Annotated in this window: 17 protein-coding genes and 1 pseudogene; 8 read left to right on the plus strand and 10 right to left on the minus strand. The window is 63.1% G+C overall.

All coding sequences use genetic code 11. The annotated features are described in order from the left end of the window. Positions 1–76 precede the first annotated feature (76 nt). The 3 genes from FJW07_RS27915 to FJW07_RS27925 form a co-directional block, all read right to left on the minus strand. Positions 77–682 carry a transglutaminase-like cysteine peptidase gene (locus tag FJW07_RS27915; RefSeq protein ID WP_140646920.1) on the minus strand — a complete coding sequence of 202 codons (606 nt, stop codon included), beginning with the start codon at positions 680–682 and terminating at the stop codon, positions 77–79. Between the two features lie 298 nt (positions 683–980). Beyond that, complete coding sequence (locus FJW07_RS27920) at positions 981–1,598, minus strand: PilZ domain-containing protein (RefSeq protein ID WP_140859496.1); 618 nt, start codon at positions 1,596–1,598, stop codon at positions 981–983. Positions 1,599–1,770: 172 nt separating this feature from the next. Further along, positions 1,771–2,409 (minus strand): PAS domain-containing protein, encoded by a 639-nt coding sequence (locus FJW07_RS27925; RefSeq protein ID WP_140859497.1) that lies wholly within the window; start codon positions 2,407–2,409, stop codon positions 1,771–1,773. Between the two features lie 425 nt (positions 2,410–2,834). On the opposite strand from FJW07_RS27925, the gene FJW07_RS27930 reads away from it, so the two are divergent. After that, positions 2,835–3,572: a rhomboid family intramembrane serine protease gene (locus tag FJW07_RS27930; RefSeq protein ID WP_140859498.1), complete on the plus strand. Its 738-nt coding sequence runs from the start codon at positions 2,835–2,837 to the stop codon at positions 3,570–3,572. 232 nt (positions 3,573–3,804) lie between these two features. Further along, positions 3,805–4,236, plus strand: coding sequence for a CBS domain-containing protein (locus FJW07_RS27935; protein ID WP_140646924.1), 432 nt, complete (start codon positions 3,805–3,807; stop codon positions 4,234–4,236). A gap of 109 nt (positions 4,237–4,345) precedes the next feature. Here FJW07_RS27935 and FJW07_RS27940 read toward each other — a convergent pair. Continuing rightward, positions 4,346–4,590: pseudogene (locus FJW07_RS27940) on the minus strand (YjhX family toxin). A 405-nt stretch (positions 4,591–4,995) separates the two neighbouring features. On the opposite strand from FJW07_RS27940, the gene gatB reads away from it, so the two are divergent. The 3 genes from gatB to FJW07_RS27960 all read left to right on the plus strand — a co-directional run bounded on the left by gatB (position 4,996) and on the right by FJW07_RS27960 (position 7,844). After that, a complete protein-coding gene (gene gatB, locus FJW07_RS27950; protein ID WP_140859499.1) occupies positions 4,996–6,495 on the plus strand; it encodes an Asp-tRNA(Asn)/Glu-tRNA(Gln) amidotransferase subunit GatB in 1,500 nt (499 codons plus the stop codon). A 2-nt stretch (positions 6,496–6,497) separates the two neighbouring features. Then, a complete protein-coding gene (locus FJW07_RS27955; protein ID WP_140646927.1) occupies positions 6,498–6,992 on the plus strand; it encodes a GNAT family N-acetyltransferase in 495 nt (164 codons plus the stop codon). A gap of 153 nt (positions 6,993–7,145) precedes the next feature. After that, positions 7,146–7,844, plus strand: a complete 699-nt coding sequence (locus tag FJW07_RS27960; protein WP_140646928.1) for an AIM24 family protein — start codon at positions 7,146–7,148, stop codon at positions 7,842–7,844. A gap of 29 nt (positions 7,845–7,873) precedes the next feature. Here FJW07_RS27960 and panC read toward each other — a convergent pair whose 3' ends face one another. After that, positions 7,874–8,725, minus strand: a complete 852-nt coding sequence (gene panC, locus FJW07_RS27965; RefSeq protein WP_140859500.1) for a pantoate--beta-alanine ligase — start codon at positions 8,723–8,725, stop codon at positions 7,874–7,876. Further along, a complete protein-coding gene (panB, locus tag FJW07_RS27970) occupies positions 8,722–9,561 on the minus strand; it encodes a 3-methyl-2-oxobutanoate hydroxymethyltransferase (RefSeq protein WP_140859501.1) in 840 nt (279 codons plus the stop codon). Before panB ends, panC begins: the two co-directional genes overlap by 4 nt. 271 nt (positions 9,562–9,832) lie before the next feature. Here panB and FJW07_RS27975 point away from each other — a divergent pair, with 271 nt between their 5' ends. From FJW07_RS27975 to FJW07_RS27985, 3 genes are all read left to right on the plus strand, one after another. Beyond that, positions 9,833–10,231 (plus strand): NADH:ubiquinone oxidoreductase subunit NDUFA12, encoded by a 399-nt coding sequence (locus tag FJW07_RS27975; protein WP_140859502.1) that lies wholly within the window; start codon positions 9,833–9,835, stop codon positions 10,229–10,231. Positions 10,232–10,367: 136 nt separating this feature from the next. Beyond that, the gene (locus tag FJW07_RS27980; protein WP_140646932.1) at positions 10,368–10,940 is read left to right on the plus strand and encodes a DUF2155 domain-containing protein; all 573 of its coding nucleotides are present in this window, start codon (positions 10,368–10,370) and stop codon (positions 10,938–10,940) included. Positions 10,941–10,998: 58 nt separating this feature from the next. Beyond that, positions 10,999–11,391 carry a hypothetical protein gene (locus tag FJW07_RS27985; protein WP_140707603.1) on the plus strand — a complete coding sequence of 131 codons (393 nt, stop codon included), beginning with the start codon at positions 10,999–11,001 and terminating at the stop codon, positions 11,389–11,391. On the opposite strand, the gene aat is transcribed toward FJW07_RS27985, so the two are convergent. The 4 genes from aat to aroQ are packed head-to-tail and all read right to left on the minus strand — an operon-like array spanning position 11,382 to position 14,297. Further along, positions 11,382–11,999, minus strand: coding sequence for a leucyl/phenylalanyl-tRNA--protein transferase (aat, locus tag FJW07_RS27990; RefSeq protein WP_140646934.1), 618 nt, complete (start codon positions 11,997–11,999; stop codon positions 11,382–11,384). The two genes, FJW07_RS27985 and aat, sit on opposite strands and share 10 nt — an antisense overlap. Before the next feature lie 12 nt (positions 12,000–12,011). Beyond that, a complete protein-coding gene (accC, locus tag FJW07_RS27995; protein ID WP_140646935.1) occupies positions 12,012–13,355 on the minus strand; it encodes an acetyl-CoA carboxylase biotin carboxylase subunit in 1,344 nt (447 codons plus the stop codon). A 19-nt stretch (positions 13,356–13,374) separates the two neighbouring features. After that, positions 13,375–13,836 carry an acetyl-CoA carboxylase biotin carboxyl carrier protein gene (gene accB / locus FJW07_RS28000; RefSeq protein WP_140646936.1) on the minus strand — a complete coding sequence of 154 codons (462 nt, stop codon included), beginning with the start codon at positions 13,834–13,836 and terminating at the stop codon, positions 13,375–13,377. Positions 13,837–13,862: 26 nt separating this feature from the next. Next, complete coding sequence (gene aroQ, locus FJW07_RS28005) at positions 13,863–14,297, minus strand: type II 3-dehydroquinate dehydratase (protein ID WP_140785896.1); 435 nt, start codon at positions 14,295–14,297, stop codon at positions 13,863–13,865. Positions 14,298–14,317 lie beyond the last annotated feature (20 nt).

A 14,317-nucleotide genomic window follows, 5' to 3' on the forward strand; every position in this document is an offset into this window, starting at 1 on the left:
GGGTGGGGACTCGACCGGGCTTTCTCCTTGGGCACGCCGCCGCATCATGGGCGGCGTGCCCGATCGCTTTGGCGCCCTAGCGGACGCTGGCGACCGCGTCCTCGCGGCCGTCGTTGATCGTTACCCAAGCGCCCGAATTCTCCGTCGATTGACGTTTGAGATAGGTGTAGACCGTGTCGTTCCAGGCGAGCACTTTCGGCTCGAGATTGTCGAGGATGAATTCGCCGAGGCTGGTGCGCACCGTGAGCACCGCATGGCCGTCGCCATTCGGCTGGCGCACCACCGTCATCAGCAGATTGCCTGCCGGCACGCCGACGGCCATCAACTCGCGGCGCTTCTCCAGCGCGTAGTCCTCGCAGTCGCCATAGCCTTTATCGGGATAGGCCCAGTATTCCTCGACGCCGTAGATCTCCATGTCGGTGCGCGGCTTGACCCGGACGTTGACCGAATTGTTGACGTTGACGATCGTCGCCCACAGCTTGCGCGTCAGTTCGACCGGCGGACCCTTCGGCGTCCGTTGGTTGCATTCGACCGGAATGCGCTGGCAGAAATCGTAGTGGCCGACCGGCTGGGTGGTGCGGCCACCCGTATGCATGAAAGCCGGTCCTGCGCTTGCCGTGCCCCACGCGGAAAGCTGCATCGCCATTGCCAAGAGCAACAGCTTGCCCCTCGTCATTTTCATTGTTGTAGTCTCCCCGTTTGAGGAGACTGTGCCACGTTGGGATTTATTTGACGCAAAAACGCGAAGTAGACATTGAGTAAAACGCCGATAGAATAAACATAAAATTTGAACTATCGGAATTTCGGATTGTTCGGATTTTCATCCGGCCCGCGCAAGTCCTGATGCCACTGGCGGCCCGCGTCCGACCTCCCAAGACCGGACAACAAAAAACCGGCCGCTAAGGGCCGGTTTGCTTTGCTTGTGTCAGCTCGTCTCAGGAGCGGGCTTCAGCTCGTCTCAGGAGCGCGCGTCGCGCGTCTCAGGAGCGCGGTGCGTTGAATTCCTGATCGAGTGTTTCCGGCCGCTGGATGACCGCGAACTCGATGGCGACGCCGTCCTCGAAATGGCGCACCACCTGGCCGCGCATCGTGCCTAACGTGACCTGGACGCCGATCGCCGGCTTGACGTCGATCTCGACGGCAGCGCCCGAGAGCGACAGGTCGATGATGCGGCACTGATACTGGCGCCCGTCGGTAAGCTGCAGGACGCTCATCGGATTGCGCGGCGCCACGCGCTCGTGGCGGCGGTCCTCGGGCAGGTCGAGCTCATGCTTGTTGGCAAGCCAGGTGAGCTGCGCGGCAAGCTTGTCCTTCTTGCGGTCCGAGGCGATGACGGTCATGGCGAAACCGTCCTGCGACATGCGCGTCACGATGCCTTCGACACGGCCGATATGGTCGATATAGGCGATGACCTTCTCGCCCGGCATGCCGATCCGGTCCGTACGCAACGCAACATTGCCGGGCGACATATCGATCACCTGGCAAGGATGCTCGGTGCGGTCTTCCAGCATGAAGCGCCCGTAAATCTTGACGCGGACACGCTGAAAGTTGCGCCTCTCAGCTCGTGACGGCGCATATTCTACCGCCGCTGACCTCATGACTGCCTACACCCCGTTGGCATTCCGCGCGACGATGCGAGGAATTTCACCCGAAAAACTACAGCAAAGCAGGTTAACAAACGGGAAAGTCGGCCGCAAAAGCCTGGGCCTGGGGGCTCGCGCGACGCGGAAAAACTTACCGGGAGCGACGGGAAACCTTACACGGCCGGGCTCACTCGTGACGCCCGCCGTCGAGGACGACGAGATGGCGGATGCGGCGCACGCGGCCGAGCGCCGAAATGGTCTCCGGAGGATCGAATTCGGCCGGAACGAGCGAGGGGACGTCGATCGCCGGACGGTTCTTCAGGAACATCGGCTCCTTGTCGGGATCTATCACCCGGATCGTATCGATGAGCGCGTCGGCGAGCGGATCGGCGCCAAGCCAGAACGGCCTGTCGGCGGCGCTGACGATGCCGAGGCAGCGCGGGTTCTGGGCGCCCCCGTCCAGCGGCAGCGCCATGAGCTCGAATTTGTTGGAACGGCCGTTGCGGCTGAACCCCTCATAGGTCATGAGCAGAACCGATTTCTGGTCGAAAACGCCCTGCATGAGCCGCGACACAAGCCGCTGATCCTTCTCGCGCCAGAGCGAAGGGAAGGAGAATCCCTTGAGCTCCCGGCCATAATAGGCGCAGAGCCGCGTGCCGGCGAGCCGGAACACCGCCTCGCCGCGCGTGTCGCGCTCCAGGATGAAGGTGTCGGCCAGAAGCGACTTGATGTCGGCCGGCTCCACCTCCGATCGTTTCGGGGCGAGGCGACCATCACGCAGCTGGTTCCAATATTGGAACAGCGCGATTGATCCTTTTTCATTCATGTCCATTCCGCTCCGCACAATCTGTCTTTTGATGTCCCATCGGCGAACAGACAGGGCGCCCTCCGATGACCTTCATGCGGTGCGGAGCAGGATGCGTGCCAGTATCGTTAACGTTTGTTCACGCCTCGGGGTCGTTAAGGTTAACAAGTGGTTTACATTGCGTGCCGCCGAAGCCTGTGGCACATCAAAACCACTCCAAAACGGTCGTTCCTGCAGCGATCGGCAGCACTTCAGTCACGAGTTTATGGGGAGCAGGGGACTCGACCGGCCGTTCAGGGAAATCCTGGACGGCCTTCTTTTTGATTCGCTCCGTTCTGATTCGCTCCTTTTCTGATCTGGGCTGTGGCGATTAGCCGTTTGTGATTCGAAAGGGCGTGATCTACATGCTCGCCGAAAACCCCTAAGCCCCAGACCTGCAAAGGCGCATGAGCGAGCCTGTAAGCCCCACCGAAACCGAACCGACGCCGGACGAGGCTTCCGAGCCGCGCCGCCGCGAACCCGTGTTCAACCTGCCGCCGGTAGTGGTCGCCGTGATCGGCATATGCGTGGTCGTCTATCTGCTGCAGCAATATGTGCTGAACGAAGCGCAGCAAATGACGCTGCTCTACGACGGTGCCTTCATTCCGGTGCTGTACACCGGCCAGTACGGCTTCGACTGGTTCCTGTTCACGCGTCCGTTCACCTATGCGTTCATGCATGGGGGCATTGCCCATATCGCCATCAACATGATCTGGCTTGCAGCCTTCGGTTCGCCGCTCGCCAATCGTCTCGGCGCGCTGCGTTTCGCGATATTCTACGCCGTGACAGGGCTGGCTTCGGTTGTTCTGTTCTGGGCGCTGCATCCCTATGGCGAGGCGCCGCTCGTCGGTGCCTCGGGTGCGATCTCCGGCATGATGGGCGCGGCTGCGCGCTACGGGTTCCGCGTCGACCGCTCTTCAGGCAGCGCGGCCTTCGCCGGCGAGCCACTGCCGATCTCATCCGTGTTGCGCTCGCGCGGCGTCATGACCTTTCTTGGCGTTTGGATGGTGATCAATCTGGCCACGGGCCTGCTTGGCTTCGCGCCGGGCATCGACGGTCAGATCGCCTGGGAAGCCCATATCGGCGGCTTCGTCGCCGGCTTTTTCGGGCTGCGTTTTTTCGACCGTCCGATGGCTGCCGCCTAGAGCATGATCCCGAAAAGTGGGAACCGGTTTTCGGAGAAGATCATGCTCCAAAAAGAGATAGATCAGGATGGCGATTCAACGAAACGCCATCCTGATCTAGTCCTTAGGCGCACTTGAAATGCAATCAATCACGGCGCACGATGTTGCCCAAGCACCCAGTGTCTTTCTAAGGGCGCCGGGGCTCAAAAGCCGGTTAGGGCGGGAGCCGGCGTCAAAGGCAGTGGAGGACGCCATGACGGTTAAGGCAATTCTTGAAAGCAAGGGCCATGACGTGTTCACGCTCGGGCCCAATGAAAAACTCAGCGAGGCCATTCGCATGCTGGCCGAGCACAGGATCGGCGCGCTCGTCATCACCAATGGCGATCGCAAGATCGTCGGCATTCTCTCGGAACGCGATATCGTCAGGGTGGTGGCCAAGGAGGGCGCCGCCGCGCTCGACATCGCCGTGCGCTCGGCGATGACGCCGAAGGTCAAGATCTGCAACGAAAACCACACGGTCAACGAGGTCATGGAGATCATGACGCGTGGCCGCTTCCGTCATCTGCCGGTGGAAAAGGGCGGCCAGCTTGATGGCATCGTCTCCATCGGCGACGTGGTCAAGCGCCGCATCGAGGATGTCGAGCGCGAAGCCGAAGAGATGAAAGCCTACATCGCCACGGCCTGAAGCAAACGGAAAGGTGCCGCCGGCGTTTCGGCCGGCGGCATTGGGCGCTAGAGCAATTCCAGGAAAAGTGTGCGCGGTTTTCCGTCCGGAATTGCGTAAAACAAAGGCACTAATGGTTGTCGAGTTGGGCGCGCACGAGCTCAAGCCCGCGTCGGGTGATGCGGTAAAGACCGCCGATCGTTGAGGAAACCGCCTTCTTCCGCCCCAGCTTTCGGAAGAGCTCCAGGTCGAAGCCTGGATAGCGCCAGGCGTCGCGGGTCAGGCACAGGACCAGGCGATCCTCCTGCTCTCGTTCTTCTCTATTTCGATGCGCCCGCCCTGCGCGAGCAGGTGCAGGAGCACTGTTCCCCACAGCGCCGCGCGTCCTCTTGGACGCGCAAAGGACGCTGTGGCACCCTTATTTGGCGCATGATCCTTTCCGAAAATCGATTTCGATTTTCGGGGTCATGCGCTGCGCGAAATGTCCATTGGAGAATTCCCGGGAAAACAACAAAAACCAGCGCCGCGGGACGTCGCGGCACGGGGTTCCAGGTTTTTCCGCCCCGCCTCGCTTAGGAGGTCAGGGCTTCACCGGGACCGAGCGTAAGTGGACATCCACTCTCCATTGGGATGGACGTTTCTTAGGCGAAGGTGGCGGAAAAGGCCAGCGTACGGGCTTTGCGCTTGTCTCGCCGAGCTGTTTGCACTAGCGAGTGTTGCGATTTTCGCAACATGATATGCAAATCGAACCACCCCAAGCAAGCCATCCGACAGGCCTCCATGAGCATCATCGACACCCGCACCCCCGACGCAAAACGTCTGATCCCCGGCGCCACCGGCGACTGGGAGATCATCATCGGGCTCGAAGTGCATGCGCAAGTGATCTCGGAGGCAAAACTCTTTTCCGGCGCCTCGACGTCGTTCGGCGCAGCGCCCAACGCCAATGTCAGCCTTGTCGACGCGGCGATGCCCGGCATGCTGCCGGTCATCAACGAGGAATGCGTCAAGCAGGCGATCCGCACGGGGCTCGGCCTGAAGGCCGCGATCAATCACAAGTCGGTCTTCGATCGGAAGAACTATTTCTATCCGGACCTGCCGCAGGGCTACCAGATCTCGCAGTTCAAGCAGCCGATCGTCGGCGAGGGCAAGGTGATCGTCTCCGTCGGGCCCGACCGCCAGGGCGAGTTCGAGGACATCGAGGTCGGCATCGAGCGCCTGCATCTGGAACAGGATGCCGGCAAGTCGATGCATGATCAGCATGCGACCATGTCCTATGTCGATCTCAACCGCTCCGGCGTGGCGCTGATGGAGATCGTCTCGAAGCCCGATATCCGCTCCGCCGACGAGGCCAAGGCCTATGTCACCAAGCTGCGCTCGATCATGCGCTATCTCGGCACCTGCGACGGCAACATGGACGAAGGCTCGCTGCGCGCCGACGTCAACGTCTCGGTGCGCCGTCCGGGCGGCGAGTTCGGCACGCGCTGCGAGATCAAGAACATGAACTCGATCCGCTTCATCGGCCAGGCCATCGAATATGAGGCGCGTCGCCAGATCGCCATCCTGGAGGACGGCGGCAAGATCGACCAGGAGACGCGCCTGTTCGACGCCGTCAAGGGCGAGACGCGTTCGATGCGCTCCAAGGAAGAAGCGCATGACTACCGCTATTTCCCGGATCCCGACCTTTTGCCGCTGGAGTTCGACCAGGCCTATGTCGATGCGCTCGCCAGGAACCTGCCGGAGCTGCCCGACGACAAGAAGGCGCGGTTGGTCGATGCGCTCGGCCTCTCGGCCTATGACGCCTCGGTCCTGGTATCGGAAAAGCCGATCGCCGATTATTTCGAGAAGGTGGCGGCAGGGCGCGACGGCAAGCTCGCCGCCAACTGGGTCATCAACGATCTCCTTGGCCAGCTGAACAAAGCTGGCAAGGGCATTGAAAATGCTCCAGTTTCGCCCGAGCAGCTCGGCGCTGTTCTCGACCTGATCAAGGAAGGCACGATCTCCGGCAAGATCGCCAAGGACCTATTCGAGATCGTCTGGAACGAGGGCGGCGATCCGCGCCAGCATGTCGAGAGCCGCGGCATGAAGCAGGTCACCGACACCGGCGCCATCGAGAAGGCGGTCGATGAGGTCATCGCCGCCAATCCGGAAAAGGCCGAGCAGGCGCGCGCCAAGCCCACCATGGCCGGCTGGTTCGTCGGCCAGGTCATGAAGGCGACCGGCGGCAAGGCCAACCCGCAGACGGTCAACGATCTCGTCAAGGCCAAGCTCGGCATCGAATAACGGTGTTTGTCCGCACCGCCAGCGACCGTGACATTGCGGCTATCCGGGCACTGCTGGCCGAGACCTGGCACGCGGCCTGCGACGCCATCTATGGCGCCGAGCGGATCGATCGAACCATCGCGCTTTGGTGTTCGCCGGAAAAGTTGAAAGCGCGCATCGAGCGGCCGGATGCGGAGTTCCTGGTCGCCGACGATGGCAAGCGCATCGGCGGCGTCGCCTATGCGGAGAGCGCTGACCAGGGCGCTTCGATCGATCTGGAGCAGCTTCATGTTGCACCGGACCTGCAGGGCCGGGGGATTGGCGGCATGCTGCTGGACGAAGTGATGGAGAGCTTCCCCGAAGCGCGCGCGGTACGCGTCGAGGTGGCGGAAGCGAACAAGCGCGCCGTCGCCTTCTATATGGCGAACGGTTTCGTCCAGGTCGGCCGCGCCGACAATCGCGGGCCTGCGGAGTCCGGCATCGCGTCGCTGCTCCTTGAGCGGCCGCTGATCGCCTGATCGCTCGACGTCGCAATTGCTTCACGTTGTTGCGAGCGGCGCGCCCAGTGCCAGCTTTCATTTGACGGCCGAAGGCCCGGCGGCAATGCTGCGGCAGCCGACGCGCCGGCGACAGTCCGGTCGACCGGCAGCACGGTGACGAGGGGGATTGCCATGCCGAGCTTGCCTGAACTGATGCCGACCGAGGTGTCGGACGAAACCTTTGGCGGCGTGACCTATCACGTCGCCGGCGAACTGGTGCCCGTGCTGTCGGTCGATGTGACCAACATGCCGGTCTATTTCGAACACCACATCCTTTTGTGGAAGAACACCACGATCACCATCGGCCTGAAATCGCTGAAGGGCGCGCTGAAGCGCATGATCGCGGGCATGCAGATCTTCGTCACCGAGGCGTCCGGGCCGGGCGTCATCGCCTTCAGCCGCGACGGGCCGGGCCATATCGTGCCGATCCATCTTCGGCGCGGCGAGGAGATACAGGTGCGCGAGCATCAGTTCCTGGCCGCGACCGCCAGCGTCGACTACACGTTCGAGCGCGTCCGCGGCCTTGGAACGATGCTATTCGGCCAGAGTGGCTTCTTCATCGACCGTTTCCGCGGCGAGACAGGCGACGGCATCGTCTGGCTGCACGGCTACGGCAACGTCTTCGAGAAGGTGCTGGCGCCCGGCGAGACCATCGACATCGAGCCAGGCGGTTGGCTGTTCAAGGACGCTTCGGTCAAGATGGATACAAGGATCGACCGCCTTTCCAGCGGCTTCTTCGGCGCCGCCATGAATTTCGTCGTCAATCGCTTCACCGGTCCTGGGCGCGTCGGCATCCAGTCGATGTATCTGCACATGCCGTCGGAAGAGTAGGCGCCGAGCCTGATCGAACGAACGTCCGATCAGGCGGAGGGAATTTCCACATTGTCGATCAGCCGCGTCGTGCCGAGCCAGGCCGCCGCCAGCAGGCGGCCGTCACGATCCCGCTGCCAGGGCTCGAGCGTGACACTCGCGCGGGCGGCGACGTAGTCGACCTTTTGGAAACCCGCGGAGGCCAGGGCCTTCGCGGCGGCATCAATAGCGCCGGCTTCATCCGCGCCGGTTGAAAGTGCTGCCGCCGTGCGGCGCAGGATCAAATTGAGCTTGCGCGCGATGTTGAGCTCGGCTTCGCCCAGATAGGCGTTGCGCGACGACATGGCGAGGCCATGAGCATCGCGCACGGTCGGTGCGCCGACGATCTCGACGGGCAGGTCGAGATCGCGGCAGAGCTGCCTGACGACGCAGAGCTGCTGGTAATCCTTCTCGCCGAACACGGCGCAATCGGGCGCCGCCTGCAGGAAGAGCTTGGCCACCACGGTCGCGACGCCGTCGAAGAAACTCGGCCTGAAGTCGGTCTCCAGGCCGCGGGAGGGGCCGCCGACCGAGATTTTCGTAGCGAAGCCGGAGGGGTACATCTCGCTCACGTTTGGCGTGAAGGCGAGATGCGCGCCCGCATCCCGCAACCGGTCGAGATCCCGCGCCAGCTGGCGTGGGTATTTGTCGAGATCCTCCGTCGGCGCGAACTGGGCCGGGTTGACAAAGATCGAGACGACGCAGCGATCGGCCCGTTCGAGCGCGATCCTGACCAGTGAGATATGGCCGTCATGCAGCGCACCCATGGTCGGCACCATGGCGACCTTCAGGCCGGCCTGTCGCCAGTTCCTGACCTGTGTCCGAAGCGCGGCGACGCTGTCGACGACGATTGGCGCGTTCATGTGTCGTCCTTGCCGGATGCCGTCGTGAAGACGTGGTCGGGGCCGGGGAAGGCGCGGCTCCGCACCTCGGCTGCGTAGCGCGCCGCCGCATCCGCTATCGCGCTGCGCAAATCGGCGTATTCCTTGACGAATTTCGGTACGCGGTCGACGGTCAGGCCGACCATGTCGTCGATCACCAGGATCTGGCCGTCGCAGTCGGCGCTGGCGCCGATGCCGATGGTCGGTATCGAAATGTGATGGGTAAGCTTCGCGGCCACGGCCTCCATCGTGCCTTCGATGACGACCGAGAAGGCGCCGGCTTGTTCCACCGCCTCGGCATCGCTGAGCAGCGCGGCGATATTGTCCTCCGTCCGGCCCTTGATCTTGTAGCCGCCGTCCTTCTCCACCGATTGCGGTTGCAGCCCGATGTGGCCCATGACCGGTATTCCCTCGGCGGCGATCGCGGCGATCCGGGAGGCCATGTCGACGCCGCCTTCGAGCTTCACGGCCTGGCAGCCTGTTTCTCCGACGATCCGCCTTGCCGACGCCGCGGCCTGCGCCGGCGAGGCCTCATAGCTGCCCGCCGGCATGTCGACCACGACGCAGGCCTTGGCCGAGCCGCGCATCACGGCCTGGCCGTGCGCGATCATCATCTCCAGCGTGGCGCCGAGCGTTGTGGTGTGGCCATGCAGGACCATGGCGACGCTGTCGCCGACCAGCAGCAGATCGACATGGGGATCGAGCAGGCGGGCGACGGGATAGGTGTAGGCGGTAAGGCAGACGATCGGCACGCCGCCCTTGCGGCGGCGAATGTCTTCGGCGCTGATCCGGCTGTCGACGGACGGATCCCGGGTCAATCGTCACCTCCCTCAAGGCGCGCCCGAAACGGGCGGGCCGAGCTTTAGAAAGACAGGCGGCGCTTGGCAAGCCGCGTTGCCGCCGGCGGCACAACTGGATCGATTTAATGCCTGTTGCCCAGACGTGTGGAGCGGTTCTGGGACGACCGCATGCTTCAAGACAAGGACGCACGAAGCATTTACGTCGGGACATGGCAAAACCCTTGCCTTCGCGGTGGCGTGACGCCATAAGCAGGGGAAAGGCGCAGCCGCTGCCGCCGCGAGGATGTGGATGAAAACTTTCCTGCTGCAGTTTTTCACCTGGTGGAACAGCCAGACGCTCGGCACGCGCTTCCACACCTGGCGCTTCGGCAAGAGGGTCGGCGAGGACGAAGTCGGCAATGTCTACTATGAGGGCGGCATCGATTCGGAAGGCCGCACCCGCCGCTGGGTCATTTATCGCGATTATTCGGAAGCCTCGAAGATCCCGCCGGGCTGGCATGGCTGGATCCATCATCGCGTCGATACACCTCCATCGAGCGAGAGCTACAAGGCTCGCGACTGGCAGAAGGAGCATCGGCCGAATCTGACCGGAACGCCCGGCGCCTATCGTCCGCAGGGTTCCATCCTGACCAACCAGCATCGCCCGCAGGTGACTGGCGACTACGACGCCTGGACGCCGGGGTCGTAATCCCTCGGATCGTAATCCAAGACGCCGCTTCGGTCCTTTATCGCCACAATTGGCATTTAGCTGCTTGCTGACTGCGCAGCCATGACTAGCCTTGGGCGTTGAGAGAATCACCCGGGCGCAACCACCGGTATTTTGCATGAGCTCTTTCGGCCATACCTCAAAGGCGCTGATCGCGGCGGCGTCCATTCTGGTTGCCTCGACGGCGGCCTTCGCCGCCGCGCAGGCGCCGGCCGCGGCACCCGCGGCCTCCGACCGCGTCACCAATGCGGTGGCCGAGTTCGCCGGCATCGACAAGATCACCGGCCGCATCATCACCTTCGACGTCTATATCGACGAAACCGTGCAGTTCGGCGCTTTGCAGGTGACGCCGCGCGTCTGCTATTCGCGGCCGGACACGGAGCAGCCGAAGACCGATTCCTTCGTCGAGGTCGACGAGATCACGCTTGACCGCAAGATCCGCCGCATCTTCACCGGCTGGATGTTTGCCGAAAGCCCGGGCCTCAACGCCGTCGAGCACGCCGTCTATGACGTCTGGCTCAAGGGTTGCAAGCAGAAGTCGGACGTGCCGCCGCCGACCGCGGCCAAGGCCGACACGGCCAAGCCGAAGACCGAAGCCGCCAAGCCCAAGGCTCCGGCGCAACCGGCCGACGCCGCATCCGAGCCGGCTGACGCGGCGCCGGCTCCGGACGATACCACCGACACGAACTGATCTCGGAACCTGCCTGCCCTTTGGCCGTTCAAATCGGCAAGGCGAGGAGGATTCCGCGATGACTGTCACGAAAACAATCACCGCCAACAAGCAGGAGCTTCTCGATATCGAGAAGGGCTTTTGGTCAGGCGATTCCGCCTACTATGAAGCCAATGCCGATGTGGAGTGCCTGGTGGCGTTCCCGCAGATGGCGCAGGCAATGACCAATGCCGATCTCGCAAAGACCGCCACCAAGCCCAACAAATGGCGCGACCTGGACATCAAGTTGAAGGGCATGGTCGAGCCCGGCAGCGACATCGTCATGCTGACCTACGAGGCGCGCGCGACGCGCGAGAACGGCGAATCCTATGCCGCTTTGGTCAGCACCGGCTATGTCCATCGCGCCGACGGCTGGAAGATGATGTTCCATGCGCAGACGCCGATCGAGGCGGCAGAGCGAACTCAAGGATAAAAGACGGCCTCGCCCTTCAGCGCTTCGGCGAGCAGCTTCTCATACTGGCCGCGCGGCACGTCGACGGCGCCGAAGCGCTTCAAATGCTCGGTGGTGAACTGCGTGTCGAGCAGCGCGAAGCCGCGCGCCTTCAGCCGCTCGACGAGATGGTAGAGGCAGGTCTTTGAAGCGTCGGTCTCCCTGGCGAACATGCTTTCGCCGAAGAACACGCGTCCGAGCGAGACACCGTAGAGGCCGCCGACCAGGCGGTCCTCGCGCCACGCCTCGACCGAATGGCAGTGGCCCAATCGATAGAGATCGACATAGGCTTCGCGGATCGGCGCATTGATCCAGGTCGAGCGGCGCTCCTCGCGCCTTTCGGCGCAGCCGTCGATCGTCGCCTCGAAATCGAAGTCGTAGCGGATCTCGAACGGATGCTTGCGGATCGTCTTCTTCAGGCTGCGCGGCGTGTGGAACCGGTCCAGCGGAATGATGCCGCGCGTTTCCGGCCGCACCCAGAACACTTCGGGGTCGTTGGCGCTCTCGGCCATCGGGAAGACACCAGAGGCATAGGCCCTGAGCAGCAGGTCGGTCGGAATGCGATAGCCTGGCGCGTAGGGGCGGGTCATCGCATCCCCGTGCTATTCACCCTTGGCCAGGTATTTTTCCAGCCAGTGGATGTCGTAGTCGCCATTGGCGATGTCGGGATTGCCGACAAGGTCGCGGAACAGCGGCAGCGTCGTCTTGATGCCGTCGACGACGAATTCGTCGAGCGCTCGGCGCAGCCGCATCATGCATTCGACGCGGTTGCGGCCATGCACGATCAGCTTGCCGATCAGACTATCGTAATAGGGCGGGATTTTGTAGCCGGAATAAACGCCGGAATCGACGCGGATGCCGAGGCCGCCGGGCGTATGGAAATGCGTGATCGTGCCGGGCGAGGGCGTGAAGGTGCGCGGATCCTCGGCGTTGATGCGGCACTCGATGGCATGGCCGTTGAACTTGATGTCTTCCTGCCTGACCGACAGCCCGCCACCCGAGGCGACGCGGATCTGCTCGTGCACGAGGTCGATGCCGGTGATCGCTTCGGTGACCGGATGCTCGACCTGAAGACGCGTGTTCATCTCGATGAAATAGAACTCGCCATTTTCGTAGAGGAACTCGATCGTGCCGGCGCCCGAATAGCCGAGATCGGCAATCGCCTTGGCGCAGATGCCGCCGATGCGCGAACGCTCCTCGGCATTGAGCGCCGGTGAATTGGCTTCCTCCCAGACTTTCTGGTGGCGCCGCTGCAGCGAGCAGTCGCGCTCGCCGAAATGCACGCCGCGGCCAGCGCCGTCGCCGAACACCTGCACCTCGATATGGCGCGGCTTCTCCAGGTATTTCTCGATATAGACGGCGTCGTCGCCGAAGGCGGCACCCGCTTCAGACTTGGCCGTCTGCAGCGCGACTTCGAGGTCCGCTTCGCTATGCGCCACCTTCATGCCGCGGCCGCCGCCGCCGGCGGAGGCCTTGATGATCACCGGATAGCCGATCTCGGCGGCGACGCGCTTGGCTTCCTTCTCGTCGCTGATCGCGCCGTCGGATCCAGGCACGACCGGGATGCCGAGACGCTTTGCCGTGCGCTTGGCCTCGATCTTGTCGCCCATGATGCGGATATGGTCGCCCGACGGGCCGATGAAGGTGATGTTGTGGGCCGCCAGGATGTCGGCGAACTTGGCATTCTCCGACAGGAAGCCGTAGCCCGGATGCACGGCGTCGGCGCCGGTGATCTCGCAGGCGGCGACGATCTGGTGGATGTTGAGATAGCTTTCGCGCGAGGGCGGCGGGCCGATGCAGACGCTCTCGTCGGCAAGCCGAACATGCATGGCGTCGGAATCCGCGGTCGAGTGGACCACCACCGTCTGGATGCCGAGCTCCTTGCAGGCGCGCAGCACCCGGAGCGCGATTTCGCCGCGATTGGCGATGAGGATCTTCTGGAACATCTCTTGGTTGTTCCCGGCTCTACTCAAGGACCACCAGCGGCATGCCGTATTCGACCGGCTGGGCATCCTCGATGAGGATCGCCGTCACCGTGCCGGCCCGCGGCGAGGGGATCTGGTTCATCGTCTTCATCGCTTCGATGATGAGCAGCGTCTGGCCTTCCTTGACCTTCTGGCCGACCTCGATGAACGCCTTGGCGTCGGGCGAGGGTGCCAGGTAGGCGGTGCCGACCATCGGCGAGGGCACTGCGTTCTTGGACACATCGGCGGCTGCGGCTGCCGTTGCGGGCTGAGCCGCTGCCGCGGCAACAGGAGCAACCGCGGCAAGCGGCGCGGCGACGGCGTGGACGGCCTGCGTTTGGCGCGAGACGCGCACCTTGAGGTCGCCGAGTTCGACCTCGATCTCGGTCAGATTGGTGTCGTTCAGAATGCCCGCCAGATCGCGGATCAGCTGCTGGTCAACACCGGTCTTTTTAATCGACATTTTCGAGCCTTCTGTTTGGGGGCCGGTCACAGGCGTGCCGCCAGTGCCTGCAGCGCGAGGGTGTAGCCAAGCGGCCCGAACCCACAGATCATGCCGACAGCGACCGGCGCGACCATGGAGACGTGGCGGAAGGGCTCCCGCGCGTGGATGTTGGAAAGATGGACTTCCGCGACGGGCAGCGGTGCTGCGGCGCGGATGGCGTCGTGGATGGCGATCGATGTGTGGCCGTAGGCGCCGGGATTGATGACGATGCCTGCCGCCTTCTCGCTGGCTTCCTGGATCCAGTCGACCAGATCGCCCTCATGGTTGGATTGGCGAAAATCGATCTCGAGCCCGAGCGCGGCGCCGGCCGCCTTGCAGTCCTCGGCGATGGCCGCAAGCGTCTTGCCGCCATAGATCCCCGGTTCGCGCTTGCCGAGCGCATTGAGATTGGGACCGTTGAGGACGAAAATCGTTTTCAATATGCCGACCTTGTTCTACG

It is taken from the genome of Mesorhizobium sp. B3-1-9 (genome assembly GCF_006439595.1).
Classification (GTDB): domain Bacteria; phylum Pseudomonadota; class Alphaproteobacteria; order Rhizobiales; family Rhizobiaceae; genus Mesorhizobium.

Bases quoted from the DNA above. Each gene is read 5' to 3' on its own strand.
- FJW07_RS27915 (WP_140646920.1), bottom strand. From the start codon at position 682: ATGAAAATGACGAGGGGCAAGCTGTTGCTCTTGGCAATGGCGATGCAG.
- FJW07_RS27920 (WP_140859496.1), bottom strand. From the start codon at position 1,598: ATGAGGTCAGCGGCGGTAGAATATGCGCCGTCACGAGCTGAGAGGCGC.
- FJW07_RS27925 (WP_140859497.1), bottom strand. From the start codon at position 2,409: ATGAATGAAAAAGGATCAATCGCGCTGTTCCAATATTGGAACCAGCTG.
- FJW07_RS27930 (WP_140859498.1), top strand. From the start codon at position 2,835: ATGAGCGAGCCTGTAAGCCCCACCGAAACCGAACCGACGCCGGACGAG.
- FJW07_RS27935 (WP_140646924.1), top strand. From the start codon at position 3,805: ATGACGGTTAAGGCAATTCTTGAAAGCAAGGGCCATGACGTGTTCACG.
- gatB (WP_140859499.1), top strand. From the start codon at position 4,996: ATGAGCATCATCGACACCCGCACCCCCGACGCAAAACGTCTGATCCCC.
- FJW07_RS27960 (WP_140646928.1), top strand. From the start codon at position 7,146: ATGCCGAGCTTGCCTGAACTGATGCCGACCGAGGTGTCGGACGAAACC.
- panC (WP_140859500.1), bottom strand. From the start codon at position 8,725: ATGAACGCGCCAATCGTCGTCGACAGCGTCGCCGCGCTTCGGACACAG.
- FJW07_RS27975 (WP_140859502.1), top strand. From the start codon at position 9,833: ATGAAAACTTTCCTGCTGCAGTTTTTCACCTGGTGGAACAGCCAGACG.
- FJW07_RS27980 (WP_140646932.1), top strand. From the start codon at position 10,368: ATGAGCTCTTTCGGCCATACCTCAAAGGCGCTGATCGCGGCGGCGTCC.
- FJW07_RS27985 (WP_140707603.1), top strand. From the start codon at position 10,999: ATGACTGTCACGAAAACAATCACCGCCAACAAGCAGGAGCTTCTCGAT.
- aat (WP_140646934.1), bottom strand. From the start codon at position 11,999: ATGACCCGCCCCTACGCGCCAGGCTATCGCATTCCGACCGACCTGCTG.
- accC (WP_140646935.1), bottom strand. From the start codon at position 13,355: ATGTTCCAGAAGATCCTCATCGCCAATCGCGGCGAAATCGCGCTCCGG.
- accB (WP_140646936.1), bottom strand. From the start codon at position 13,836: ATGTCGATTAAAAAGACCGGTGTTGACCAGCAGCTGATCCGCGATCTG.